This window comes from Desulfonatronum zhilinae (assembly GCF_900182865.1).
In the GTDB taxonomy this organism is placed as follows: domain Bacteria; phylum Desulfobacterota; class Desulfovibrionia; order Desulfovibrionales; family Desulfonatronaceae; genus Desulfonatronum; species Desulfonatronum lacustre.
Genome location: NZ_FXUJ01000019.1, coordinates 62,770 through 87,685, shown reverse-complemented (window position 1 = coordinate 87,685; position 24,916 = coordinate 62,770). Strand labels below are relative to the sequence as shown.

The window sequence follows — 24,916 nt, the reverse complement described above, 5'->3', positions numbered from 1 at the left end:
CGAATGGCTGGAGCAATGGGGCGGCGCTCCGACGGACCACCACGGTCATTGATCATCTGACGCAGAGAAGCCCCCCGGTTCCAGGGCACGTTCTTTTTCAGAGCTCAATGCGCGGGAAAAACCTGGAATGCACAGGATGTGTTTAAAACACGTCATCAGGCAGCAATATCAGAAGATCTTGTCGCAGATAAGAGCCGGAGAAGCACATGAAAGAACCATCGCATCACGGACATTCCCACGACAAAAAACGGGGAGTCGGAATCTCGGATCGGATGAAACACTCGCAATCGGAGCAAGGTGGACACACTTCGCCTGAGGAGGCTAGCGGCCATGTTCGTTCCGGACCCGGGCACGATGAGCATGCAGGGCACGATGGACACGACAAGCATGCGGGACACAGCGTGGAGATGTTTCGGACCAGATTCTGGATCTGCCTGGCGCTGACAATCCCGGCATTGATCTGGGAGCCCATGCTCCAGGAGTGGTTCGGATACCGGGCGCCGCGCTTTCCCGGCTCCGACTGGATTCCGGCCTTGTTCGGAACAGCGGTATTCCTCTACGGCGGCTGGATTTTCCTCCAGGGTGCCGTCCGCGAGTTGCGTGAGCGCATGCCTGGGATGATGACTCTGATCTCCCTGGCCATCTGTGTTGCTTTCCTCTACAGCGTAGCCGTAATCCTGGGGTTTGAAGGCCATGGTCTGTGGTGGGAACTCTCATCCCTTGTCACGATCATGCTCCTGGGCCACTGGATCGAGATGCGCTCCATCTTCCAGGCTCAGGGGGCCCTCAAGGCTTTGGCCAAGCTCCTGCCGGACACGGCCCTGCGACTGGTCGGAGGGGATCGCACCGAGGAAGTCAATGTCGATCAGTTGAGCGAGGGTGATCTCGTACTGATCCGCCCAGGTGCGAGCGTCCCGGTGGATGGCGTGGTCAAAAGCGGCAAAAGTTCGGTCAACGAGGCCATGATTACTGGCGAGTCCAATCCGGTCGAGAAAGGCGAGGGTCACAAGGTCATTGCCGGAACAGTCAACGGTCAAGGCTCATTGCGGGTCGAAGTCTCCGGTATCGGCGAGAAGACCGCTTTGGCGGGAATCATGCGGCTGGTCGAGCAGGCCCAGAGCTCCCGGTCCCGTGCCCAGGCCCTTGCCGATCGTGCCGCGTTTTTCCTCACGATCGTTGCTATTGGTTCGGGGATACTGACCCTGCTCGCCTGGTTGTGGTTTGGCGCAACGCTCGACTTCACAATCACGCGCGTGGTCACTGTCCTTGTTATCGCCTGTCCTCACGCGCTGGGGCTGGCTGTTCCTCTGGTCATTGCCATCTCAACCACCATGGGGGCGCAGTCCGGCCTACTCGTGCGCAACCGGCGGGGTCTCGAGGAGGCAAGGAATCTGGATATCGTGGTCTTTGACAAGACCGGAACCCTGACATTGGGGGAGCACCGTGTGATCGAGACTGTGGCTACCGAAGGGGTCGCGCCTGAAGAGGCGCTCCGACTCGCCGCGGCCGTTGAACGCGACTCCGAGCACCCCATTGCCCGTGCCCTGCTCCAAAGCGCGGAGGAACAGGGGATCGAGGTTCCGGGAGCCGAGGCTTTTCAGGCTGTCCCAGGCCAGGGCGTGCAGGCCAGGGTTGATGGCCGCGAGCTTCAGGTGGGTGGGCCGGCCTCGCTTCGAAAGCTGAGTGCCGAGCCGCCCCGTGCTTTGAGCGAAGCGGCCGAACGCTTCGGCCGGAGCGGTCAGGCAGCGGTCTACTTGATCGAAGGCGGAACCGTTCTGGCAACTTTTGCTGTTGCCGACGCCATCCGTCCGGAATCCTATGAAGCGGTGAAGAAACTGAAACAAGAAGGGGTGGAAGTGGCCATGCTTACGGGCGATTCCCGAGCAGTGGCCGAGAGCGTGGCCAAGGAACTCGGCATCGACATCGTCCTGGCAGAGGTCCTTCCCGAGGACAAGGCCGAGAAGGTGAAGGAGCTGCAGCGTCAGGGCAAGCGTGTGGCCATGGTCGGCGACGGGGTCAACGACGCTCCGGCCCTTGTAACGGCCGACATCGGCATCGCCATCGGCGCCGGCACGGATGTGGCTGTTGAGGCGGGAGACGTGGTCCTGGTCCGGAGCGACCCGCGCGATGTACCGCGAATTGTGCGACTCAGCCGGGCAAGTTACCGCAAGATGCTTCAGAACCTCTGGTGGGCTGCCGGATATAACATCGTGGCCATTCCACTGGCCGCAGGCGTGCTGGCCTGGGCCGGCATCCTGCTGGCCCCGGCTGTCGGCGCGATCTTGATGTCCTTGAGCACGGTGATCGTGGCCGTCAATGCCCAGCTGCTCAGACGTGAGAAGTTATGACCGTAACTACAAGCCGTCGTATGTGTGGCGGCAGGACAATAACTCTCACAGTATCCCGACTTCCTTGATGTAGCGGCCAACAGAAAATTCGGCAGTCATCCACGTCTACCTGCCGCACGAGGCTAACGCACTGCTCGAGGAACTCGTCACAACACTGGTACATGATGACGCCTCCATTCCGCCAGCCATGTGAATGTATTTTCGGAGTTACCGTTACGCCGAAGGTGGATAATCGAGCAAGGGCCAACAGCTCACGTGGTTACCAAAAAATATGAACGTAACCAGCAGGCTGATGTCTTGCCCCCAACCACTGTGTGGCCGGAAATTGTGCCAGGGCATGATGAAATGTCGTCAGATGATGCACTCCAAGATGGAAATGATGTACATGATGCTGGAAGGCCTCCTGGAGTCCGCCAAGATGACGGAATGATCCATGGCGGAGTGCTGAAACGTCAGGTCGCTGTTTCATCGGCACCGACATAGCCCCGTCTCATCAGTGATGGGACGGCCTCCTTCAAGGGGGTGACGTGTCCTTGATGTCTCCTCTTTAAGGGGCGGGGCCATCCCTTCATTTTAATGGAGTCGAGCCATGGCAGATTATGCGGAGATCCGTGCAAATCCTTTTGCCGCCTTGGGACGGATGGTGTTCGCCCTGGTCAATGAGCTGGGGGCAATGGCCATCTTCGCCGGTTTGGCCGTTCTGCACGTGTTCACCTTTCCCTTCCAGTTCAGAAAGATACTGAGCCAATTGTATTTCATCGGCTTCCGATCCGTGTCCGTGATTCTCCTGGTATCCGTGTTCACGGGGATGGTTCTGGGTCTTCAGGGGTACTATACCCTGGCAAAATTCGGTTCAACGGGCTTGCTGGGGCCGGCCGTGGCCCTGTCACTGATTCGGGAGCTGGGGCCGGTGCTCACGGCCATCATGATCATTGCCCGGGCCGGCTCATCCATGGCCGCGGAAATTGGCATCATGCGCATCTCCGAACAGATCGACGCGCTGGACACCATGAACATCAATCCCATCAAGTTTCTGGTGAGTCCCCGAATCGTGGCTTCCCTGATCAGCTTTCCCCTTTTGACGGCCTTGTTCGACGTGGTGGGCATCTTTGGAGGCTACATAACCAGCGTGGTGCTGCTCCACCTGAGCGCCGGAACCTACTTCACCCAGATCGAGGCCAGCGTGGTCATGCAGGACATTACCGGGGGCTTCGTCAAGGCGGTGGTTTTCGGATTTATCGTTACGGTCATCTGTTGTTTCCAGGGGTATTTCACCCATATGCGCGCCGGGGGCTTCGGGGCCAAAGGGGTGAGCATGTCCACGACCACCGCGGTGGTCATGTCCTGCGTGGCCGTGCTGGTGGTGGACTATGTTCTGACCTCGTTTCTGCTTTAGCTGTCCGTTGAATAAACAGTTGGGACGATTATGCCGGAACCCGTCATCCGCTTCGAAAAGGTCTGCAAGAGCTTCAACGGCAAGGTCGTCCTGAAGGACGTCAGCCTGGATATCCTCGGCGGACAGGTGACGGTGATCATCGGGAAGAGCGGGGTCGGCAAGTCCGTCTTGCTGAAGCACGTCATCGGACTGCTCAAGCCGGATTCCGGGGATATTTTCTTCAAGGGCAAACCTCTTTCCAGCATGAGCCGGAAGAGCATGTCCGAGTTGAAGAGTTGTTTCAGCTACATGTTCCAGAACAACGCCCTGTTCGACTCCATGACCGTGTACGAGAACATCGCCCTGCCCCTGACCGAAAAGACGAGTCTGGCGTCCGCGATGATTCGGGAGAAGGTCATTCAGCGGACGACACAGTTGGAGATCTCCGATGTCCTGAGCAAATATCCTTCGCAGATCTCGGGAGGGATGCAAAAACGCGTGGCCCTGGCCAGGGCCTTGATCACCGATCCGGAGATCGTTCTCTTTGACGAGCCCACCACCGGGCTCGACCCGATCAGAAAAAACGCCGTGCTGAACATGATCGCTCATTATCAGCGGCAGCTGGGGTTCACGGCCGTTGTCGTCAGCCATGACATCCCTGATGTGTTCTACATCGCGGACAAGGTGGCCATCATCGATTCCAGCGGGATCATTTTTGAAGACACGCCGGTTGTCCTGGAGCAGTCCGACGACCCGGACATCCAGGCCTTTCTGAACAGCGTGGAGATGCTCAAGGACGACCTGACCGGGCTGGACAACCGCAAGGAGTTCATGGCCGGTTTGAGACGCCTTGGCCCTCGCATCCAACTCGGCGAGCGGTATGGTTTCATCCTCTTTTTGTTGGATGGCCTGGATGAAGTGGATGAGCATGTGGGCCAAATCGCGGCGCAACGAGCCATCCAAAACCTCTCCGACGGACTGATCGCCCAATTGAACGGCCAAGGGCGAGCCGTGCGGATCGGGAAAAATGAGGTCGCGGCGTATTTCCCGGTAGCCGATTCCGATCAGATCGACGCTTTCCGCGCGGCAATGCTCGAACGGATCAGCACCATGGGGAAACGCACATCCGGAGCGGAACATCCCGGCTACAGAAATTTCTGCATCAGTTTGGGGGTTGCGGAGGTGGATGCATACCCCGACTTGCAGGCATTGGTCCTGGTGGCTCGTGACAATGAGCAGCAAACGGTTTGTCCGGTACGCGAAAAAAAGGAAACGATATGAAGAAGTACGCCATGGAAACGGGCGTGGGCGTGTTCATGCTCATTGGACTGCTGTGCGTCGGGTATCTGACGATCAGGCTGGGAGATTTGGAACTGCTGCGCGGCAACACCTATTTGCTCAACGCGAGATTCACTTCGGCCGCCGGGCTGAACCGGGGCAGTGTCGTGGAAATGGCCGGAGTCGGGATCGGCAAGGTCGAGAGCATCCGCCTGCATCCCACGGATCTGGTGGCCATCGTGACCGTGCGGATCGACAAGGGAGTGCCGATTTTCGACGATTCCGTCGCATCCATCAAAACCCGTGGCCTGATCGGGGACAAATTCATCGATATCGCACCCGGGGGGTCGGATTTCGAACTCGGCCCGGGAGAAACCATCGTGGATACCGTACCAGCCCTGGATATCGAAAACCTGATCGGACGGTTCGCCTTTGGCGACGTTAAGAAATGACGATCGAAAACGTCAAACTTCGAGGATGATAATATGTTGAAATACATCATAATGACGATCTGCCTGCTCTTTTTTGCGTCCACGGCTCTGGCCGCTTCTCCGATGTCGGCCGTTCAGGGCGCGGTTGACCAGGTCCTCAGCATTCTGCGCGAACCGGCCAATGCGGAGCAGGAGGGCATCGATACAAAGTACGAGCGCATCAAACAGGTAGTTGATGACGCCTTTGACTACGAGGTTCTTTCGCGCGTCACCCTCGGTCGAGGCTGGAGACAGTTGGACGATTCGCAGAAGGAGCAATTTATTTCGCTGTATTCAGAATTGATTGAGCGCACCTACCGAAACTACATTGTCGACTATTCCGATGAAGACGTCGTCTACGTCCGGGAAACACTGCTCACGGAGCCGGGGGCGCGCGTTCACCGGGCCGAGGTGGAAACCCGGGTCATGGCCCGGCAGGGTCCTGTTCAGGTCCTCTACCGGCTCCATGAGGACAATGGGAGATGGCTGGTCTACGACATCCATGGGGAAGGGATTAGCCTGTCACAGAACTTCCGGACCCAGTTCGAGGAGATCCTGCATCGAAGCGGTGTGGAAGGATTGCTCGAATCATTGCGGGGCAAAGTTGCGAGCCTGCGAGACGGTGTTGAGGTTGCTAATTGAGTGGAGGACGGGAAAACATGATGGCGAAAAGAGGATTAGCGGTGTTGCGTCTCTTGCTGGCGTATCTCTTGCTGGCGTGCCTGTTGCTGTTCATGACCGGATGCGCCGGGAAGAACAATCCCGGTCCCGCAATGATCGCGAACGGGGGAACGGTTGCCGTGGAAGGAGAGGGCGGCCCGGACCGGCTTGATGACCTCGACAATGACGATTGGTGGGAAGAGGAATGGGAGGTCGTGGCCGAGGAGTACGAGCCTCTCCGCGTGGCCGACCCCCTGGAGGGATGGAACAGGGCCATGTTCACCGTCAACGACAAGCTCTATCTCTATCTGCTCAAACCGGTCGCCCAGACGTACGCCATGGTTGTTCCCGAACTCTTCAGAATCGGTATTGGAAATTTCTTCACCAATCTGGCCTATCCCGTGCGCGTTGTGAACAGCCTGTTGCAGGGCAAGGGCGATAAGGTCGCCAAGGAAACCGGGAGTTTCGTTTTGAACACGACCTTCGGTTTCCTCGGCCTGGTCAAGATCTCAGACACGTTCCCGGCCCTGACCGTCACTCACGAGGATGCCGGACAGACATTCGGCGTTTGGGGGATCGGCAACGGTCCGTATATCGTCTGGCCATTGCTCGGTCCATCGACACTGCGCGACTCGGTGGGCATGACAGGCGATTTCTTCCTTTCACCACTCTCCTACCTTGAACCTCATGAACTGGGATGGGCTCTGAAGGCCCATCAACGCATCAATTCTTTATCATTCAGGATCGGACAATACGAGGACATGAAGGAATCAGCCATTGATCCCTATGTCGCTTTCCGCGACGCCTATATCCAGTACCGCCACGCACTGGTTCAGGATTGACCTGGGAGCAAAAGGCGACACCAGTCTGAATCCGGGCTGTATTTCGCGAGGCGTCAGGTAGAATCGCCGTCGCTCCCTTCCAATCTTCCATGCGGTGTCCATTCCTTAACCATCTTGCCGGGACAAAACCGTAATTCATAACACATCGTTTTGAATAAGCTTTCAACCATCAACTTTCAACAAGCTTGGTGTAATATAACTTTTTGCACCAAGCTCTGATATTTGTCCATGGAAGGTCTGGGGAGAGAGAGGTACCATGACCATGGAAATCGGGGTGGTTTTCGCAATACTGGGAACCGCCATGCTGTTGTTTATAACCGGTTGGATCCGTGCGGATATCGTCGCGGTATTGGTACTCGTTTCGCTGGCGGCTACCGGCGTATTGGAGGTGGAGGAGGTTTTGCTCGGCTTCAGCAGCGAAGCCGTCATCTCCATCGCCGGCTTGTTGATCTTGAGCGCCGGGTTGGTACGCAGCGGGGTGGTCCGGTGGATCGCGGAGCGTCTGAACGACATCGCCGGAGGGAGCCGCAAACGGTTGACTTGGATGAGCACCCTGGTCCCCGGCGTCCTGTCGGGTTTTGTGAGCGATATTGCCACGGTTTCGTTATTCATCCCGGTGGTCCTCCGACTGGCCCGTAAGAACGATATCCACCGTTCAAAGCTGCTCCTGCCCATCGCCATGGCTGCCCTGGCAGGTGGAAGCCTGACCATTATCGGGGCCTCGCATAACCTTGTGGTCAACGATCTGCTTCGATCCTCGGGACAGTCAGCGTTTGGTTTCTTCGAAATTGCGCCGGTAGGCATTGCCCTGATCATTTCTTTCGCTGTCTACACCCTGGTCATTGGGCAGCGCCTGTTGCCGGGCGAAAAGGGCGCCGTGGAAAGCCGGGGAGATCATACTGATTTAATGCGGACATACCATTTGGAAGATCGTCTCTGGGAGGTCTTGCTCCTGAACGATTCTTCCTGGGTGGGGAAGACGTTGCAAGAAATCGCAATCGGTAATGAGCACGGGCTTACGGTCTTGTCTGTTGTGCGCCATGACGAACCCCACCTTGTTAAACGAGTGGATTTTGTCCTGGAGAAGGACGATATGCTGCTGGTGGGCGGACGCAGGACAAGGGTCGAAAAACTGGTCCAGGAACATCCGGGACTCAAAGTATTGGGACATCCCAGCGAACCTGAACAATTTCCGTCATCCAGTGGAGAGCTGATCGAAGTGGTTGTCCCACCGCGTTCACCGGTGGTCGGCAAGACCCTGACTGATTTGGATTTGCGCAGGAAAACCTGCCTCACGGGCGTAGCGATCTGGCGCGCGGACAGCCCCATTCGAACCGATGTGGGAACCACTCCCCTGCAAGAAGGTGACGCGCTGCTGCTCTATGGTCCGGGCGATCAGACGCGCAGCTACGATCCCAGGCCGGGTTTCTTGTGGCTGCATGAGCCACACCCGCAGGAAGCTCCCCGGAAGCTGCGCCATCTGGGCAAGTGGGCCGCCTTGATTATGGCCGGGGTGATTGCCTTGGCTGGTTTCAATCTGCTTCCGATTGCCGTGGCGGCGCTGGGGGGCGCGGCGTTAATGGTCCTTATCGGCATTCTGCCTCTCCGGCTGGTCTATGAACATGTGGAGTGGCGGACGATTGTCCTGGTCGGCGGGATGTTCCCGTTGGGCTTGGCCATGGAGAAAAGCGGCGCTGCCGGACTGGTTTCCAGCCTGATAGCCGATACGTTGGGTACACTCGGCCCGCATGTCACCATGATCGGGATCACGTTGATCGCCCTGCTCCTGACGCAGTCCCTGCACGGGGCAGCCGTGGCGGTGATCATGATTCCGGTCGCATTGGATACAGCCGGCCTGCTCGGGGTCGAGCCGAAAGCGTTTGCCGTCGCCGTTATTGTGGGGGCCGCGGCCACCTACCTGCTGCCTGAAGGCCATCCGGCGCCCCTGATGGTCCAGGGTCCCGGGTCATATGCGACCAGGGATTATCTCAAGTTCGGGACCGGGCTGGTGGTGATCACCCTGGCAGTCGTGGCCGTGCTCGTGCCCCTGATGTGGCCTTTCTGATTGTTCCGTTGGCCCGCACCCTCTTATGTTCTAACCATTCCCGGAAAAAATTAGAAGGAGATCAATCATGAATCAGACACAGGTAACCGATAATCGTGTAACTTCCCCCTCCGAAGAAACAGAGATCAGATTCGAACAGATAATTCCTCCTTCAGCCGTCCGGGTTGCGAAACGTACTGCTTCCCATGTGCAGGAAAGGATACGGTTGCGCACCGTGGAGAATATTGCCCGGGCTGTCTCCTCGCCTGAGACGATCGATACCCGCTTGAGGGAACTCGACCGGGAATGGGATGTCGAACGCGTGCTGGAACTCAACGCCTCGCTGTTGACCTTGACCGGCGTGGTCCTCGGTAAATACGTCAACCGCAAGTGGTTTTTTCTGTCCATCGGAGTGACAGGTTTTCTCGTCCAGCATGCCCTGCAGGGATGGTGCCCGCCACTGCCGATCCTCCGGCGGATGGGGATCAGAACTTGCCAGGAAATAGAGCAGGAGCGCCATGCCCTCAAGATGCTTCGCGGCGACACCACCCATATGCCGGAGAGCGTCGATCCGCGACGTCAGGCGGAGGAGCTGCTGAGCATTCAGGAACGGTAGCCGGACTACTCAGTACATTTTGTGTCCGATCTTGCTCCGGCAATCGGTGTCGGGGTCGGCGCTTCGCTATCGGAGTCGGAATCGAAACAGGAAGAATTGAAAACGCATCCCAGCGTTTTCGATCCCGATCCCGATTCCGATTCCGACCCCGGCAATAGAATTGAGCAGTTACCATCCTGTGATCCCGTTATCTTCTTGGACATGAGGTTCGATTTCGATTCTCCGCTCGTCCATCTCGGGAATTATTCCCGCCGCCTGTGATTTCTCCCCACGATAAACATGCGATTCCCCTACAGACAGGGATGCTCAAAAGGGTATCCTCCAGGTGTAACTACTCAGCAAAGCCAGAGAAAAGAACCTGGATAGCGGTCGCCGAACTTCGCCGGTATGACGTCAACACGAAAAACGGCCTCCTTCGTCAGTCATCCGGCGAAGGCCGGAATCCAGTTGTTTTCCGTGGCCTCACGAGCCCTATCTTTATGAGTAGTTTGTTTGCTGAGTAGTTACTTCCTCCAACAGCCAGCGGTGTTCAGGAAGATAAGCTGGCAATCATGGAAGAATACGAATACCCGGTCGCAAGCACTGAAAGGAGTCTTCAAGGATGAACATCCAGGATTACAAGCCCATTTCCGATTACGGCATCATCGGTAATCTGAAAAGCGTCGCCCTGATCGCCAGGGACGGGGCCATCGACTGGTGTTGCCTGCCCAGGATGGACAGTCCCAGCGTTTTCGGAGCTCTCCTGGATGCCCGGCGCGGTGGTTTTTTTCGGATCGGTCCCGCGGGCGGAGGCCGCGGCAATCAGGAGTATGTCCAGGAAAGCAATGTCCTGAAGACCAGCTTTGAATTGGAGGGCGCCGTCCTGACGGTGACCGACTTCATGCCCCTGGACGGAGACATCAACGGGCGCAACGACGCCTACGCCCCTCCGGAGATTCACCGGCTGATCGAGTGCCGCGGCGGTTCCGTGGATGTTGAACTCCTGTGGTGTCCCCGATTCGATTACGCCGGAAAGACCGTTGCCCTGGAACGCATTTCCGGCGGATGGATCGCCCGATCCGAAGAGGATGCCATGCGCCTGGAAGGCTTGGAAAGCGCGGAACCGGGCGAGGACGATCACGGTCCGCTGATCCGGGCCAGGTTCCGGATCAATCCCGGAGAGAGCAAGGCCATTGTCGTGCGCTGGGGCGCGGAGGACGGAAAGAACGGCTATGAAACAGCACTCGCGCTCAAATCCACCCTGGAGTGCTGGAACGGCTGGCTGCATCAGGAAGGCAGCGTCATGAAGCAGGTCTGGGCCGGGGATCAGATCAACATGGTCATCCGCTCGGCGCTGGTCATCAAGCTGATGTGCATCGGCGATCAAGGCTCCATTGCCGCGGCGCCCACCACCTCCCTGCCGGAAGTGCTCGGCGGGGTGCGCAACTGGGACTATCGCTATGCCTGGATCCGGGATGCGGCCATGACCGGTCAGGCCCTGATTTCCATCGGCCATGAAGCGGAATCCGTGGACCTGATGCGCTGGTTCGAGGAAGTTTCCAAAACCTGCAAGTCCTGCAAGCGGGACCTGCAGATCATGTACGGCCTGCAGGGGGAATTGGAACTGACCGAGCAGCAGCTTGAACATCTGGAAGGCTACAAGGGGTCAAGGCCGGTGAACATCGGCAACGAGGCATACGGTCAGTTCCAGCTCGAGGTCTACGGCGAGCTGGTCAGTACGGCGTACGAACTGGCCCGCAGAGGACATCCGCTCACCGACGACATATCCGAATTCATTACCTGGATCGCCGACCACGTGGTGGAAGTGTGGGAGCGTCCCGATTTTGGAATCTGGGAGTTCCGGGGAGAGGCGCGCCATTTCGTCTACTCCAAGGCCATGGCCTGGGTCGCCCTGGACAAGGCCCTGCTGCTGGCCAAGCATTACAAACTCAAGGGCAATGTGGAACTCTGGGACGAAACCCGGACCAGGATCCAGGAACAGGTCATGGAGAAGGGTTTTGATTCGGAACTGAATGCATTTGTCCAGTCCTACGGCTCCAAGGACATGGATGCCGCCAATCTTCGCCTGGCATTGGTGGAATTTCTGCCCGCGGACGACCCCAAGATCCAGGGCACCGTGAACCGGATCATGAAGGAGTTGATGAGCGACTGCCTGATCCGACGCTACATCGCCGACGACGGCCTCCCCGGAGAAGAGGGGGCGTTCGGGTTGTGCACCTTCTGGTTGGTGGACGTACTGGCCCTTTCCGGGCGGATCGAGGAAGCCGAGAAGATCTTCAGGAATATTGTCCAATACGCCAATCATCTCGGCCTTTTTTCTGAACAGGTGGATTCGAAGACAGGCGGGTTTCTCGGGAATTTCCCCCAGGCCTTCACGCACATCGGCCTGATCAACAGCATTTTGTATCTGGCCTACGCCAAGGGGTTGGATGTGCCGGTGCATGATCCAATCGGCACTCCCGGACACAGGGAATTCCGGAACAACGGGGATACTGCCGGGAATCAATGAACGCCGAAGGAGCAACCAATGAAAATTCACGACATCTCCATGGAGATTCACCCGGACTTGCTCGTCTATCCGGGCAATCCGGCGCCGCGCATTGATCGATACAAGAGTATTCAGGATGAGGGCATAAACGAGTCGTCCTTGTTTCTCGGCATGCATACCGGAACCCATGTGGATGCGTTACTGCACATCAAAGAGGACGGCGGCAGCGTAGCCGACCTGCCCCTGGAAAGTTTCTACGGCCCCTGCGTGGTGTTGGACATGACGCGGCATGGGCGGGAAATCACCGCGGAGCATCTGAAAAATGAAGACATCCACAAAGACCTCATCGTGCTGCTCAAAACGGAAAATTCCCTGAAGGGCTACGTCCGGTTCCGTAAGGATTACGCCCATCTGACCGCGGACGGAGCCGCCTACCTGGCGGAGCAGCGGGTAAAGACCGTGGGCGTGGATTATCTGAGCGTGGAGCCCTTTGACAGCGGTATGAAGGTCCATCAGGCCCTGGTTCCGGCGATGACGGTTTTCGAGGGGCTCGATCTGCGGGAGGTGTCCGCGGGGAAATACATTTTCGTCGGTCTGCCGTTGCGGATCAAAGCGGACGGCGCACCGGCCAGAGCCATCCTGATTCAGCCGGACGGCGAACCATGCAATACGTAAATCAAGGGGGAACGGTTAATGGAAGAGGGGGGGCGAGAGAGTGAATTCCCGGGTATCAGAAAAGATGCCATGAAAAAATAATGCGTGCATCCAAAACGCATCATCCATAAACTGCCGTCCATCTTTATTCACATTATAAAAAGGAGATCGTCATGTTAAATTTCAAGAAAATTCTGGGATTCGGTTTCGTTCTGATCATGCTTGCATCCCTGCTTGGATGCCAAACCCCAGCGGGACGCACGCCAGGCGAATTTGTTGACGATTCAGCCATCACGACGCGAGTAAAGGCGGCACTGTTGGCTGATGACTCAGTGAAAGGCCTCGCAATAGGCGTCAAGACTTTTGAAGGTCAGGTCAATCTGACCGGCGCGGCGGATACGCGGCAGCAGAAACAGCGAGCAGAAGAACTGGCCGCCAAGGTGGAAGGTGTTCATTCGGTCAACAACGAGATCGTTGTCCGGAATAAGTAGATTCCTGGCTTGTTGCATCAATTTCGCTTCCGACAGCAAAATGATCAAGCATATCCGGAAGCATGTCCGGAAGCATGTCCGGAAGCATGGCTGTCGGAAGCGCATCCTCCCTCAACAATAAAGGAGTAACGTTATGCCTATTCTCTTATGGCTTCTCGGAGTCCCGTTTACATTGCTTATTATACTGTGGCTGCTCGGCGTATTCTAGTCTGAGCACTGAAATGATGAATCGAACCTGGACCGGTTGCCGGTCAGTGGCAACCGGTTCCAAAATTCCTCGCACGTCTGATTGAGCCCCATCATTTCCGCTTCGTCGAGAAAGACCTGAAAAAGCCTATGCTTGGGACAAGCTCCAATGCTCCCAAGGCGAGACGCCCTCGCTCCCAGGGGGTGTGCGCAAAACTGTCAACCAATTCTGAACCATCTCCTATTTTCCCGTGGTGATCTGCTCCAGTTTGCGCTGGTCGTCCTTGAACAGCTTGTAGTTCATGGAATCCTCCAGGGCCTGCCAACTGGCTTCAATGATATTGTGGGACACGCCCACGGTGATCCAGCTGGAATGGGCGTCCCCGGATTCGATGAGCACGCGGACATGGGACGCGGTGCCGGAGCGGCCGGAGAGAACCCGGACCTTGAAGTCCAGGAGGCGCATTTCCTTGAGATTGGGGTAGAAGCGTTCCAGGGCCTTGCGGAGAGCATGGTCCAGGGCGTTGACCGGGCCTTGTCCGGCCGCGGCGGTGTGTTCCACCACCCCGCCGACCTTGAGCATCACCGTGGCTTCGGCCCAGGGCTGGGCCTGGTCCTCGTGGCGGGCGTCGATGACCCGGAAGCTGAGCAGGGTGAAGTAGCGGCGCATCCGGCCCAGGGTCTGGTTCAGGAGCAGCTCAAAGGACGCCTCGGCCGCGGCGTATTCGTAGCCGGTGCTTTCCCGCTGCTTGATCTCGGCCAGCAGCTCGGAGACAAAGGGGTCGTCTTTTTCCAGGTGAAAGCCGAACTGTTTGGCCTTGAACAGGATGTTGCTGCGTCCGGCCAGGTCCGAGAGCAGAATGCGCTGCTTGTTGCCCACCAGTTCCGGCTGGATGTGCTCGTAGGTGATCGGGTTGCGGGTCACCGCGCTGACGTGGATGCCGCCCTTGTGGGCAAAGGCGGAATTGCCCACGAAGGGCTGACGCAGGAAAGGCTTCAGGTTGGCCACCTCGGAGACGAAATGGGCCGTGGCCGTCAGCCGGGAAAGGTGGCCTTCGGGCAGGCAGGCGCAGCCCATTTTCAGTTCCAGGCTGGGTATCACGGAACAGAGGTTGGCGTTGCCGCAGCGCTCGCCGTAGCCGTTGATGGTCCCCTGGACCTGGACCGCGCCGTTGGCCACGGCGATCAGCGAGCTGGCCACCGCGGTTTCGGAGTCGTTGTGGGTGTGGATGCCCAGCTTGGCTCCGGGCAGGGCTTCCTGGACCCGGGTCACGATTTCTCCGATCTCCTGGGGCAGGCAACCGCCGTTGGTGTCGCAGAGCACCAGGACATCCGCCCCGGCCTCCCAGGCCTTGCGCAGGCAGAGGAGGGCGTATTCGGGATGGGCCTTGAAGCCGTCGAAAAAGTGTTCGGCGTCGAAGAACAGCTCCTTGACCTCCGGACGGACATGGGCCAGGGAGCCGGCGATGATCTCCAGGTTGTGCTCCAGAGTGGTGCGCAGGGCTTCCTGGACATGGATGTCCCAGGTCTTGCCGAACAGGGTGACCACCTCGGTCCGCGCCTGGAGCACGGCCTTCAGGTTCGGATCGTTGTCCGGCGAGCCCTTTGGATTGTGGGTGCTGCCGAAGCAGGCCACCTGGGCGGTTTTCAGGTCGTAGTTCTTGATGTCCTTGAAAAAATGCAGGTCCGTGGGGTTGGATACGGGCCAGCCGCCTTCGATGTAGGCAATGCCTAACTCGTCCAGTTTGCGGGCGATGCGGATCTTGTCCTCGGTGGAGAGATGCAGATCCTCGGACTGGGCCCCGTCACGCAGGGTGGTGTCGTAGATGCTGATGAAGGTCATGTCTGCTCACAGTGCGTCGGAGTTGCCGCTTTGTCCAGACCAAAGGCCTCGTGCAGGGTGCGCACGGCCAGCTCGGTGTATTTTTCATCCAGAAGAATGGAAATCTTGATCTCCGAGGTGCTGATCATCAGGATGTTGATGCTTTCGTTCTTCAGGGCCGTGAAGGCCATGGCCGCCACGCCGGAGTGGTTGCGCATGCCCACGCCGATGATGGACACCTTGCTGACATGGGCGTCGGAGACCACGGCCGGGGCGCCGATCTCGGTCTTCATGCGCTCCAGGATGCGGATGGTCCCGTCCAGGTCGCCCCGGGGCACGGTGAAGGTCATGTCCGTGCGGCCCTCCCGGCTGGGGTTCTGGACGATCATGTCCACGACGATGTCCGCGTCGGAAATGGGCGCGAAGATCGTCGCCGCCACGCCCGGTTCGTCGTACACGTCCATCAGGGTGACCCTGGCCTGATCCTTGTCGTAGGCGATGCTGGATACCAGCGCTTCTTCCATGCCTTCCTCCTCCTTGGTGACGATGGTTCCCGGTTCGTCGGAAAACGTCGAGCGGACATGCACCGGGACCGAATATTTTTTGGCGAACTGAACGGACCGGATCTGGAGCACCTTGGCCCCCATGCTGGCCATCTCCAGCATCTCGTCGTAGGTAATCCGGTTGATCTTGCGGGCCTTGGGGCAGATGTTCGGATCCGTGGTGTACACGCCGTCCACGTCCGTGAAAATTTCGCACAGATCAGCGTGCAGCGCGGCGGCCATGGCCACGGCCGAGGTGTCCGAGCCTCCCCGGCCCAGGGTGGTGATCCGTTGCCGGATATCGCAGCCCTGAAATCCTGCGACCACCAGGACATCGTGCTTTTCCAGCAGTTCCATGAGTCGTTCGGTGTTGATCCCCAAAATTCTGGCCCGTCCGGCGGAGCAGTCGGTCAGGATTTCAGCCTGATGGCCGAGCACGGAACGGGCCCGGATGCCGTGGTCCTTGAGCAGCATGGCGAACAAGGCCACGGAGACCTGCTCCCCGGTGGCCACCAGGGCGTCCATCTCCCAGGGGTCGGGACGGGTGCTCCACTGTTTGGCCATGCCCAGGAGACGGTTGGTTTCCCCGGCCATGGCCGAGAGGACCACGACCAGCTTGGCTCCCTGGTCCAGGACTTTTTGGTTTTTGGCCATGACCTGGCGCATGCACTCCAGATTGGCCACGGACGTGCCGCCGAATTTCTGAACTACGATCCGCATCTCGGATCTCCTCCTTGCAGGGCGTCGTGAAACGGAAAATGAGTGGAAAGGCTGTCGCGCAACCGCCGAAGCACCGCCTCGGCCATGGCTCCATGGGCCTGGACCGCGGCTTCGCGACCGCCGGGAACCACGCTGAACCGGACGGCCAGATGATCCCCGGGCAGGTCTCCGGACCGGCAATACGCGGCCCATTCCGCGATGATCAGCCGGGCCGGTTCGTGCAGGGCGCAGAATAACTCGTCATCCAGCTCCCGGCCTTCCAGCCGGTAAAAGTCGAAATGATACGTTTCCGGCTCAGTGGGGTAGACGTTCAGGTAATTGAAGCTGGGACTGGCCACCTCGGCCTGGTCGCCGCCGGGCAGGGCCTGAACCGCGCCCCGGGTAAACGTGGTCTTCCCGGCCCCCAACTCGCCGTCCAGTAACAGCGCCGGATATGCGCCCAAGGCCCGCATAGCGTCGACGAAGCAGACGCCCAGGGCCATGGTGGCGTCGTGACCCTTGAGGTGGAGATGAAGCGGTGCTGACGGTGAAGGCATGAGGAGGAGAGCCTCGACGTGAGGCGGGCGATTCGGTTGGTTTCGTGTTTGCTGATTTATTCCTCGGAACTGGCCAAAAGACGAAGGATGTCCTTCTTGCCCACGACTCCGACCAGTTTTCCATCTTCCAGCACCGGGATGGTGTGATATTTTTTTTCGGCCATCAGGTCGGCCAGTTTGTTCACCGGGGTGTCCGGGGAGACGCTGACCGGGTCCGGGGTCATGGCCTGGCTGACCTTGGTGGCGGCCATTTTGTCCACGGCGCGTTGGAGCTGACTCAGGGAGGTCAGGGCCACGAAGCCGCCCAGCAGGGTGAAAAAAGAGGGCAGGGGGAATTCGCGTTGCTGGACCACGAGGTCGCTCTGGCAGAGCACGCCCACCAGCTTGCCGTCTTCATCCAGCACGGGCAGCCCGTTGAAGTCCTTTTCCAGCAGAATTTTGGCCGCCGCGTTGACGTCCGTATCCGGGGTTACGGTGACCACGTCCCGGGTCATAATGTCCTTAGCTGTCCGCATCCTGTGCGCCTCCTCTCGGCTCCGTATTGTTCAGTCCACCACATGTGGCAGCATGTCCGCGATTTCCCGGGCCAAATTGCCCCGCCGGGGAAAGCGCTTCCTCAACTCCGTTCCCGCCAAGCCATGCCAGTACACGGCCGCGTTGGCGGCCGCCAGCGGGTCGAGGCCCGCGGCCAGCAGGGCGCCCAGGACGCCGCAGAGCACGTCGCCGGAACCTCCCACCGCCAAGTTTGGGCAGGCAAACGGAGATACATACACGGCACCTTCGCGGGAAGCAATGACCGTCCCGGCCCCTTTGAGCACCAGGACGACGTTCCATTTCCGGGCGTACTCCCGGGCCGTTTCGATACGGCTTGCCTGGACCTGGTCGATGGTCAGTCCGGTCAGCATCGCCATTTCTCCCGGATGCGGGGTGAGGATGGTGTTCGGAGGGAGTTGGGTGAAAAGGTTCGAATCCTGGGCCAAAGCGTACAGGAAATCCGCGTCGCCGATCAAGGAGGGCAGGTCGTGGGCCAGCAGGGTTCGACAAAAGGCGCCCGTCTCCGGGGAGCGGCCAAGACCCGGCCCGAGTATCACCGCGTCGAAGCGCTCCAGAGCTCCGGAAAGGTCGTCGAGGCAGTCCCGGCTCCAGGAGGTTCCGTGGCCCAGGGGCAGGAGCATCACTTCGGGGCATCCGGCTTTGATCTCTCTCGCCAGCTTGGTCGGACAGGCCACGGAGGCCAGTCCGGCTCCGCAACGCAAGGCGGCCAGGGCCGAGAGCAGGGGCGCTCCGGTTAGCCCTGGTGAGCCGCCGACCACCAGCACGTGGCCGGCCGTGCCTTTATGCAGCAGGTCGTTCGATTGAGGAAGGAGATTCAAAACGCCGCTCTCCAGCAGAAATTGTCCCGGCGGCTGGGCCTGTTTGACCCGAAACGGAATCCCGATGGGGCGGGCGTGTTCTCGGCCCACGTACGAAGCGGCTTCCGGCAGGGCCGGGCCGAGCTTGGTCGCCTCGAAGCTGACCGTGGCCGAAGCCCGGACGGCAATGGGCGAAGGACGTCCGGTCAGTCCGTTCAAGCCCGTGGGGATGTCCAGGGACAGGATGAAGACCTCCCTGGGCAGACGGTTGATGTATTCGATCCACTGCCGATAATCCGGTCGCAAATCTCCCTGGAAGCCGGTGCCCAGCAGGCCGTCCACCAGAATATCCGGCTGGCGCAGGTGGTCGATGTGGGCCTCGGGCAGCGGGACCAGAGGCAGGCTCAGCTTGTTCAGTAAATTCAAATGATAGGCCCCCGCGCCGGTATAGGCTTCGAGCGGCTTGACGTGAAACGTGCTGACCCAGGCGCCGCGATCGGCCAGGTGCCGGGCCAAGGCAAAGGCATCCCCGCCGTTGTTTCCCGGTCCGGCCAGCAGCACGACCTGCTTTCCCTCCACTGGCCCGTACTCCTGGAGCAGCACGGCCAATGCCTCCCGTGCGGCGTTTTCCATGAGTAGTTCCTGCAACAAGCCGTAGTCGCGCTGGGCCGCGGAGTCCCAATGGGCCATTTCATCCGGTGTGGGTAACGGGCGGTACATGATGAATTTCTCCTGGTTTTGAAAAAGTATTGGAAAGGCGGTACGCTGGGGAGCATGTGCCAGCATGGAAGCCAATACGTTTTCTCGCTACTTTGCCGAAGATCGGCGCGACGGACAAGCCTGACGGTCAATCCTGGATATTCAGGGTTTAGTGAAGCTTGTCCAGGCATCAAACGAGAAAGATGGCTAAGCGAAAAGAAGGGGCAAGGCGAGTTGTGCCAAATTTTCGATACTAAATTTTTCCTTGACCTTCATTTTTGTTTCATGCTTAAACTCGCAGCAGTTGAAATCGATGGAGTCTTTTCTTATCTGAGTTGTCGATCGGCATGTGAATCTTCTCTCGTCATCCTGCAAGGAGGTGGATCATGGTACAACCCCCCGGTAGAGGAAAGGTGGCCGTACTCGTGCTGCTGCTTGTCGGCGCCGGGCTGTATGCCGGAATAGCCTTTTCCATGAAGGTCACGGATCAGCCGGAGTTCTGCGGCAGTTGTCACGTGATGTACGAGGCCGTTCGGACGCATCAAGTGTCGCCCCACGCCAATCTGGCCTGCAACGAATGCCATGCCCCGGAGACGGGGGTGCCCAAGATTGTATTCAAGGCCAGGGCCGGTACCAAGGATATTTACCAAAATACCCTGGGTGACGTTTACGACGTCATCCATGCATCGGACAAGACCAAGGACGTGGTCAACGACAGCTGCATCCGTTGTCATTCCATGACGATTTTGAATGTTTCCGAGAAGATGGTCGAAGCCAAGCCGTACTGCACGGATTGTCATCGCTCCGTGCCACACATGTCCAAATTACCGATTTCCGAAAGGAGGGTGTCGGATGAATAGAATGCTTGTCACGGTCTGTTGTGCGGCCATAGCCCTTGGGGTCATGGCCCTGGTGAGCTGTACCGAGGTGCCTGAGCCGGTCACGCCGTCCTACACGACCACGCTGGCGGCCACGGAAATCAAGAACAGCGCGTTTGAAGAGTTTTTTCCCATTCACTACCAAACGTTCCTGGAAAACAACGACGACAGCCAGATGACCGAGTACTCCGGTTCGATCCCTCATGAAAAGCATCTTTGCGAAGATCCGCCCAAAGGCTGGAAATACTGTCAGCCATATCTGAAAAACCTCTGGATGGGCTACCCCTTCAGTTACGAATACAACCGAGCCCGCGGACATACCTACGCCCTGCACGACGTTTTGGAAATCGACCGGATCAACCGCTACAGCGAACAGGCCGGGTTGCCCTCCACCTGCTACAACTGCAAAACCCCCAAGATGGTGGAGTGGATTCCCAAATACGGCGACGATTTCTGGATCATGGAATTCAACCAGTTCCGGGAAGAATTGGACTTGGACGACCACACCATCGGCTGCGCCACCTGCCATGACCCGCAAACCATGGACCTGCGAATTACCAGCGTTCCTCTGGATGAGGCGCTGAAGCGTCAGGGCAAGGATTGGCGGGAAGCCTCGCGCAACGAGATGCGCTCCCTGGTCTGCGCCCAGTGTCACGTGGAGTACTATTTTCAGGACAAGAAATTCGGCGCTGCGGCCAAGCCGATCTTTCCTTGGGACCTGGGCAAGGATCCGGAAGATATGTATGAATACTACAAGGATCATGGATCGACCACACGAGAAGGCTTTGAGGGGCATTTCATCGACTGGACCCATGCGGTGTCCGACACGCCGATGATCAAAATCCAGCACCCCGAATACGAGATGTGGTATGATAGCCCGCATGGCGCGGCCGGCGTGGCCTGCGCGGATTGTCACATGAACTATCGTCGGCTGGATGGAAAAAAGAAGATTTCATCCCATCGCTGGACTTCACCGCTCAAGTCCGCGGAAATGATCAAGAGCGCCTGCGGGCAATGCCATGCGGACAAGTCTCCGGAATATCTCAAGGAACGTGTTGTTTTCAGTCAACAAAAAGTTTGGGGTCAATTGCTTGCCGCCCAGGATATTTCGGTCAAGGCTCACGAAGCCGTTCGACTTGCCAGCGAGTATCAGGGGTACAAACGACCTGATTTTGATCAATTGATGATCAATGCTCGCGAACGGATTCGGAAGGGGCAAATGTTTTGGGATTGGGTCTCGGCGGAAAACAGCGCCGGATTCCATAACCCGGCTAAAGCCCTGGAAACGCTTTCCCGTTCCATCCAATACAGCCAACAGGCAGTGGACTATGCCATGCAGGCCACCAATTACGGCATCGCCCAAAACCTGGAAGGCGACATCAAGGACATCGTCCCGCCGATCATGGAGCACAGCCGCAAACTGCAACAAAGCCAGGAGCATCTGGATTCCCACGAGTGGCTGGGCTATCTCCCGCTGCTTCCGGAAGCGGATCTGATCTGGGATCTGAATCGTCGCGTTCAGTAACGCGCGGTTTCAGCTCATTGAATGCATAAGCAAACGGCCTCGGCACGAAACGTGCCGAGGCCGTTTTACTTTGGCGTGTCGGAGTTGTGCCTTTTGGCTTGGGATCGGACCGAGCTAATCTATTGAATTTCGAAAGGGTATGTAAAGGCTAAAAGGGTTTAATGCCGCCGCTCCCTGCATCGCCGTCTAAATTGTTGAATGCCCCGGGTAGCCCTCCAGGGCTGAAAGGCCATTGCCGGGGATGCTCCACAACCCCGGCCGGGACCATGTTTAGCCTTTCGCTTCACCCGGTCGAGCCTCTGCCTTTGCATGCTGTGTTGCGGCCTCTTGGCGCGCCATATACCGCTTTCGCCGCATTTTCCATTTGTCATGCCATTCCGTGTGCCAGGACGGCAGATTTAGGTAGCGTTGCTGTGTCGCGTCGCACACGCTGAGGAAGCCGGAGATCCACTCGGGTCGCTCTTGGTCCTTCTCCCTCCAGCAGTACGGTGGCCGCTCGTGCGTGAGAAGCTCCGTCCCTGTGAGTACAAGGACCGGGTTGATGGGCCGCTCAGCTTTCCAATACTTCCGTCCCGTCCTAGCTATGCGCGTTATTCCGGCAATCTCCTCCTTGGTGAGGGACTTTCGCAACGTGCAGAAAACCAGCACGGCGCCGGGGAAATTTTTTGCCAAGTGCTGCATTCGCCCAAAGTCTTTCTTCGTGAAAGGCCCGTACGTCTTGCATTCGCCGAACACCAGCCCGTCTTGGTGGCCACCATATATCGATTCACTCCAGAACAAGCCGAAATCCGCCTCAAGATCTCCTTTGCTACGGTTCTTCGCCGTAAAACTCAGCACTGGGGTGGTCCGCATCGTCGTGAGTCTCCGATTGCTGAAAAAGTCAAGTGCGAGCAACGTAGTGTATGCTCCCTCGGCATACCTTGGGACACTAAAGGGCCCGGCCGTCTTGTAGCACCAAACACCACGGTCGATGTTTCCAGTAGCAGGAAACGAGTTGAGGCACTTAGGGCAATTCAGGTTATCTGTCAGCGCTGCGAGTGGGAACCACGATCGTCGCTGGCATATCGGACATTGTGTACGAAGGCCTAATTTGAAGATGCCCTTGGAGACAAGGTAGTCATGGAGATCTCGACGCCCAGTACCTTCGAGCCTGCTCTTTACTTCGCTCACTGGCATGTCACGATCCTGCCCGATCTTGTTTGACACCACGGGCGTTCCGTCGGCGTTGACTGACCCGCCATTCATGTATTCGATGAGTCCAAGAAGCTTCTCGTCGCGAAGGACGCCGACACGCCCGCCGAGCTTTTGCAAGATTTGTTTTGCCAGTATTCCTGGGGCGGAAAGCTCGGCGCTCCAACCCTGGTCCACCAACCACGCGAAAAAGATCGGTTCTGAGGTCGGCAGGTCACGTGTTTCCGAGAACTCGTACTGCACGAACTTGACAAGGCCATGTTGCCCAATGCGCCACTCGGTGATGGAACCCATGTTCAAGATCGCACGTTGGAATCGCTCGCCCGAGGCTTTCGGAAAGACCTCGGCTAAGTGTTCCTCGGTGCCATAAAAGCGAAACGAAATTTCGTTCATACACCGCACTTCGCCGGTGCAGGCGTGCTTGTTTGAGAACTCTGGTAGCAGTGATCGGAAGCGAAACCCTCCCTTTTTCTGATCCATAATATCTAATGATTCCTCATCTTTGCCGTAGATGTCGGCAATCGCCCCATCATGGTCTCTCGCCCATTTATCCCAAATGCGCGGATACCAGTGCTGGAGGACGAAGAAACCGTCGTTTGACGGATCGTTGGGCGGCCGCTCGATCTTGAGTCCCTTCACAAACTCCTGCATTTCTTCCATCGTCGAGTTGCGGCTTTGAATGATGGAGGCCGTATCGCAATGCTGCGGCTGGTGCCTCCAATGCACGCGATGCGCTTTGAAAAAGCGAGTAGCCGTATCCCAGAACGTTGACACGTCTTTGAACTGTTTCGGCAGTGGCAGGATGTCTCGTCCCGTAGCCCTCAGGTTCCAGTAATCGACGACATCCTCAAGCTTCGAGGCATCCATGAAGAAGGCGGCAGCCCCTCTTCCGAAGCTACGGCGACTTTGCACCGAAATCCCGTACGCCGAGATTCGTCGGGGAAAAAGTACGTCGCGCTCTAATAGCTCGCTCAACTTGCTGGGCTCAAGCTGAATTCGTTCGATTTCGAGTGGTTCGAAGTATTCGGATTCAAGCGCGGGCAAAAGTTTTTCAGGTATCTCCCCGACAATGCTTGTCCAGAACAAGGCCAATTGTCTCGGAATCTTTGGTAGGACCACCTTGACCGGATACTTCGCCTTGTATTTAAAGTACTCTCGGTAGATATCCCCAAGCAACTCGAAGATGCCGATGCCATAGACCGGCATTGGTCTGTAATATTCGCTGAATCGCTCCCAGATCTCCTGTGGCTTGATGATTTGGAGGCCAGTCAGGCTGATGTAGCTTGGCACGCTCTTCGAAAACTGCACGAGGATGTCTGGATCGAAGGCGTCGATGAAGCCAAGGATTGTGCTCCTAGCAGACGGAGCCTTGAGAGAGTTGTTTCGCCAGGTCGCGGGAATTCGTCGGTAGAGTGGGATAATTGGAAAAAAAGCACCGCCCCAGAGTGACGAGCTGAGTTGGATAGCCGCTCGAACCTGCGTCGCATTGTTCGGGTCAACCAAATACGCTAGCTTGACCGGTCGGACCTTTATATCAACGTTACCAAACATGGCTCTTTCAGTCGATCATTGTTTTTTGTACCTGTAACCAAGCATGTACCCAGTCGAGTATATGTGTGTTTTATAGTTTGATCTGGTTCAGTGGTAATCAACCCGTCGCACCAGCTCAGCAAAGATATGTTCGTCTTTGAGAACAACCAGGGCCACTGCCTTGAACGTCGGCGAATCAAAAACAATTGATATTGATTTGTCAAACATTTCGCTACATTATTGCATATATCATGTCAAAGGTGAAGGTTGTCCGGAAGAAGGGAGATTCCAGATGGAGGTGATTCCTGCCGAATTGGAGTGAGGGGGCAAGTCTGCTCTTGGCTCGTCAGTATTCCTTTTTTCACCGAATCCACCCTTCTCCGAAGCGCCGTTTCCTTCTTCAGCCTGGACTGGAGCCGGAGCAGGACGCTGTTGACCGTTCTGGATGTCCATATTTCAATTTTCTCCGCGATACAAGAAACCGTATCGCTGTCACCGCCGGTCCGGACCGGACCGGCGGTGGAGCCTCGTTTTGGCGCGTGGAAACGCACGAGGGGCGGCTGATATATATCGGTCGGCGCTCGTGCGTTTTACTGCTACGGCGTCTGGATTGTTGACCGCTTCCATGGTGACGAAATATAGCGGATGCCGTCGGAATGACACGGTTCG

Annotated in this window: 19 protein-coding genes; 13 read left to right on the top strand and 6 right to left on the bottom strand. The window is 57.7% G+C overall.

Going from position 1 to position 24,916, the window contains the following annotated elements:
* Positions 1–407: 407 nt before the first annotated feature.
* The 11 genes from AC559A_RS14555 (at position 408) to AC559A_RS14505 (ending at position 13,266) form a co-directional block, all read left to right on the top strand.
* Positions 408–2,348 carry a heavy metal translocating P-type ATPase gene (locus AC559A_RS14555; RefSeq protein ID WP_498818463.1) on the top strand — a complete coding sequence of 647 codons (1,941 nt, stop codon included), beginning with the start codon at positions 408–410 and terminating at the stop codon, positions 2,346–2,348.
* A 589-nt stretch (positions 2,349–2,937) separates the two neighbouring features.
* On the top strand, positions 2,938–3,744 hold the full coding sequence (locus AC559A_RS14550; protein ID WP_028571710.1) for an MlaE family ABC transporter permease: 807 nt from the start codon (positions 2,938–2,940) through the stop codon (positions 3,742–3,744).
* 30 nt (positions 3,745–3,774) lie between these two features.
* A complete protein-coding gene (locus tag AC559A_RS14545) occupies positions 3,775–5,004 on the top strand; it encodes an ATP-binding cassette domain-containing protein (protein ID WP_498818462.1) in 1,230 nt (409 codons plus the stop codon).
* Positions 5,001–5,453 (top strand): outer membrane lipid asymmetry maintenance protein MlaD, encoded by a 453-nt coding sequence (gene mlaD / locus AC559A_RS14540; RefSeq protein WP_498818461.1) that lies wholly within the window; start codon positions 5,001–5,003, stop codon positions 5,451–5,453. The genes AC559A_RS14545 and mlaD overlap by 4 nt, the downstream gene beginning before the upstream one ends.
* A gap of 33 nt (positions 5,454–5,486) precedes the next feature.
* Positions 5,487–6,113, top strand: coding sequence for an MlaC/ttg2D family ABC transporter substrate-binding protein (locus AC559A_RS14535; RefSeq protein WP_498818460.1), 627 nt, complete (start codon positions 5,487–5,489; stop codon positions 6,111–6,113).
* A 17-nt stretch (positions 6,114–6,130) separates the two neighbouring features.
* Positions 6,131–6,973 (top strand): MlaA family lipoprotein, encoded by an 843-nt coding sequence (locus tag AC559A_RS14530; protein WP_498818459.1) that lies wholly within the window; start codon positions 6,131–6,133, stop codon positions 6,971–6,973.
* 256 nt (positions 6,974–7,229) lie between these two features.
* Positions 7,230–9,038, top strand: a complete 1,809-nt coding sequence (locus AC559A_RS14525) for an SLC13 family permease (protein WP_498818458.1) — start codon at positions 7,230–7,232, stop codon at positions 9,036–9,038.
* A 67-nt stretch (positions 9,039–9,105) separates the two neighbouring features.
* Complete coding sequence (locus AC559A_RS14520) at positions 9,106–9,633, top strand: YgaP family membrane protein (RefSeq protein ID WP_498818457.1); 528 nt, start codon at positions 9,106–9,108, stop codon at positions 9,631–9,633.
* A 601-nt stretch (positions 9,634–10,234) separates the two neighbouring features.
* A complete protein-coding gene (locus AC559A_RS14515) occupies positions 10,235–12,142 on the top strand; it encodes a glycoside hydrolase family 15 protein (protein WP_498818456.1) in 1,908 nt (635 codons plus the stop codon).
* 18 nt (positions 12,143–12,160) lie between these two features.
* Entirely contained in the window at positions 12,161–12,796 is a 636-nt protein-coding gene (locus AC559A_RS14510) for a cyclase family protein (protein ID WP_028571700.1), read from the top strand.
* Positions 12,797–12,948: 152 nt separating this feature from the next.
* Positions 12,949–13,266: a BON domain-containing protein gene (locus AC559A_RS14505; protein WP_498818455.1), complete on the top strand. Its 318-nt coding sequence runs from the start codon at positions 12,949–12,951 to the stop codon at positions 13,264–13,266.
* Between the two features lie 427 nt (positions 13,267–13,693).
* Here AC559A_RS14505 and cimA read toward each other — a convergent pair whose 3' ends face one another.
* Genes cimA through AC559A_RS14480 form a run of 5 tightly spaced genes read right to left on the bottom strand, consistent with a single transcriptional unit; the run spans position 13,694 to position 19,144 of the window.
* A complete protein-coding gene (gene cimA / locus AC559A_RS14500; protein ID WP_028571698.1) occupies positions 13,694–15,295 on the bottom strand; it encodes a citramalate synthase in 1,602 nt (533 codons plus the stop codon).
* Positions 15,292–16,536: an aspartate kinase gene (locus tag AC559A_RS14495; protein ID WP_028571697.1), complete on the bottom strand. Its 1,245-nt coding sequence runs from the start codon at positions 16,534–16,536 to the stop codon at positions 15,292–15,294. The genes cimA and AC559A_RS14495 overlap by 4 nt, the downstream gene beginning before the upstream one ends.
* Positions 16,524–17,072 (bottom strand): tRNA (adenosine(37)-N6)-threonylcarbamoyltransferase complex ATPase subunit type 1 TsaE, encoded by a 549-nt coding sequence (tsaE, locus tag AC559A_RS14490; RefSeq protein WP_498818454.1) that lies wholly within the window; start codon positions 17,070–17,072, stop codon positions 16,524–16,526. The genes AC559A_RS14495 and tsaE overlap by 13 nt, the downstream gene beginning before the upstream one ends.
* 56 nt (positions 17,073–17,128) lie before the next feature.
* On the bottom strand, positions 17,129–17,587 hold the full coding sequence (locus AC559A_RS14485; RefSeq protein ID WP_498818453.1) for a CBS domain-containing protein: 459 nt from the start codon (positions 17,585–17,587) through the stop codon (positions 17,129–17,131).
* A gap of 30 nt (positions 17,588–17,617) precedes the next feature.
* Positions 17,618–19,144 (bottom strand): NAD(P)H-hydrate dehydratase, encoded by a 1,527-nt coding sequence (locus AC559A_RS14480; protein ID WP_498818452.1) that lies wholly within the window; start codon positions 19,142–19,144, stop codon positions 17,618–17,620.
* 365 nt (positions 19,145–19,509) lie between these two features.
* Between AC559A_RS14480 and AC559A_RS14475 the strand changes: the two genes are divergently transcribed.
* Together AC559A_RS14475 and AC559A_RS14470 are read left to right on the top strand one after the other, a co-directional pair.
* The gene (locus AC559A_RS14475) at positions 19,510–19,983 is read left to right on the top strand and encodes a NapC/NirT family cytochrome c (RefSeq protein WP_498818451.1); all 474 of its coding nucleotides are present in this window, start codon (positions 19,510–19,512) and stop codon (positions 19,981–19,983) included.
* Positions 19,976–21,526 carry an ammonia-forming cytochrome c nitrite reductase subunit c552 gene (locus AC559A_RS14470; RefSeq protein WP_498818450.1) on the top strand — a complete coding sequence of 517 codons (1,551 nt, stop codon included), beginning with the start codon at positions 19,976–19,978 and terminating at the stop codon, positions 21,524–21,526. Before AC559A_RS14475 ends, AC559A_RS14470 begins: the two co-directional genes overlap by 8 nt.
* Before the next feature lie 270 nt (positions 21,527–21,796).
* Here the strand turns inward: AC559A_RS14470 and AC559A_RS14465 are convergent, their stop codons facing one another.
* On the bottom strand, positions 21,797–24,268 hold the full coding sequence (locus AC559A_RS14465; RefSeq protein ID WP_498818449.1) for a hypothetical protein: 2,472 nt from the start codon (positions 24,266–24,268) through the stop codon (positions 21,797–21,799).
* Positions 24,269–24,916 lie beyond the last annotated feature (648 nt).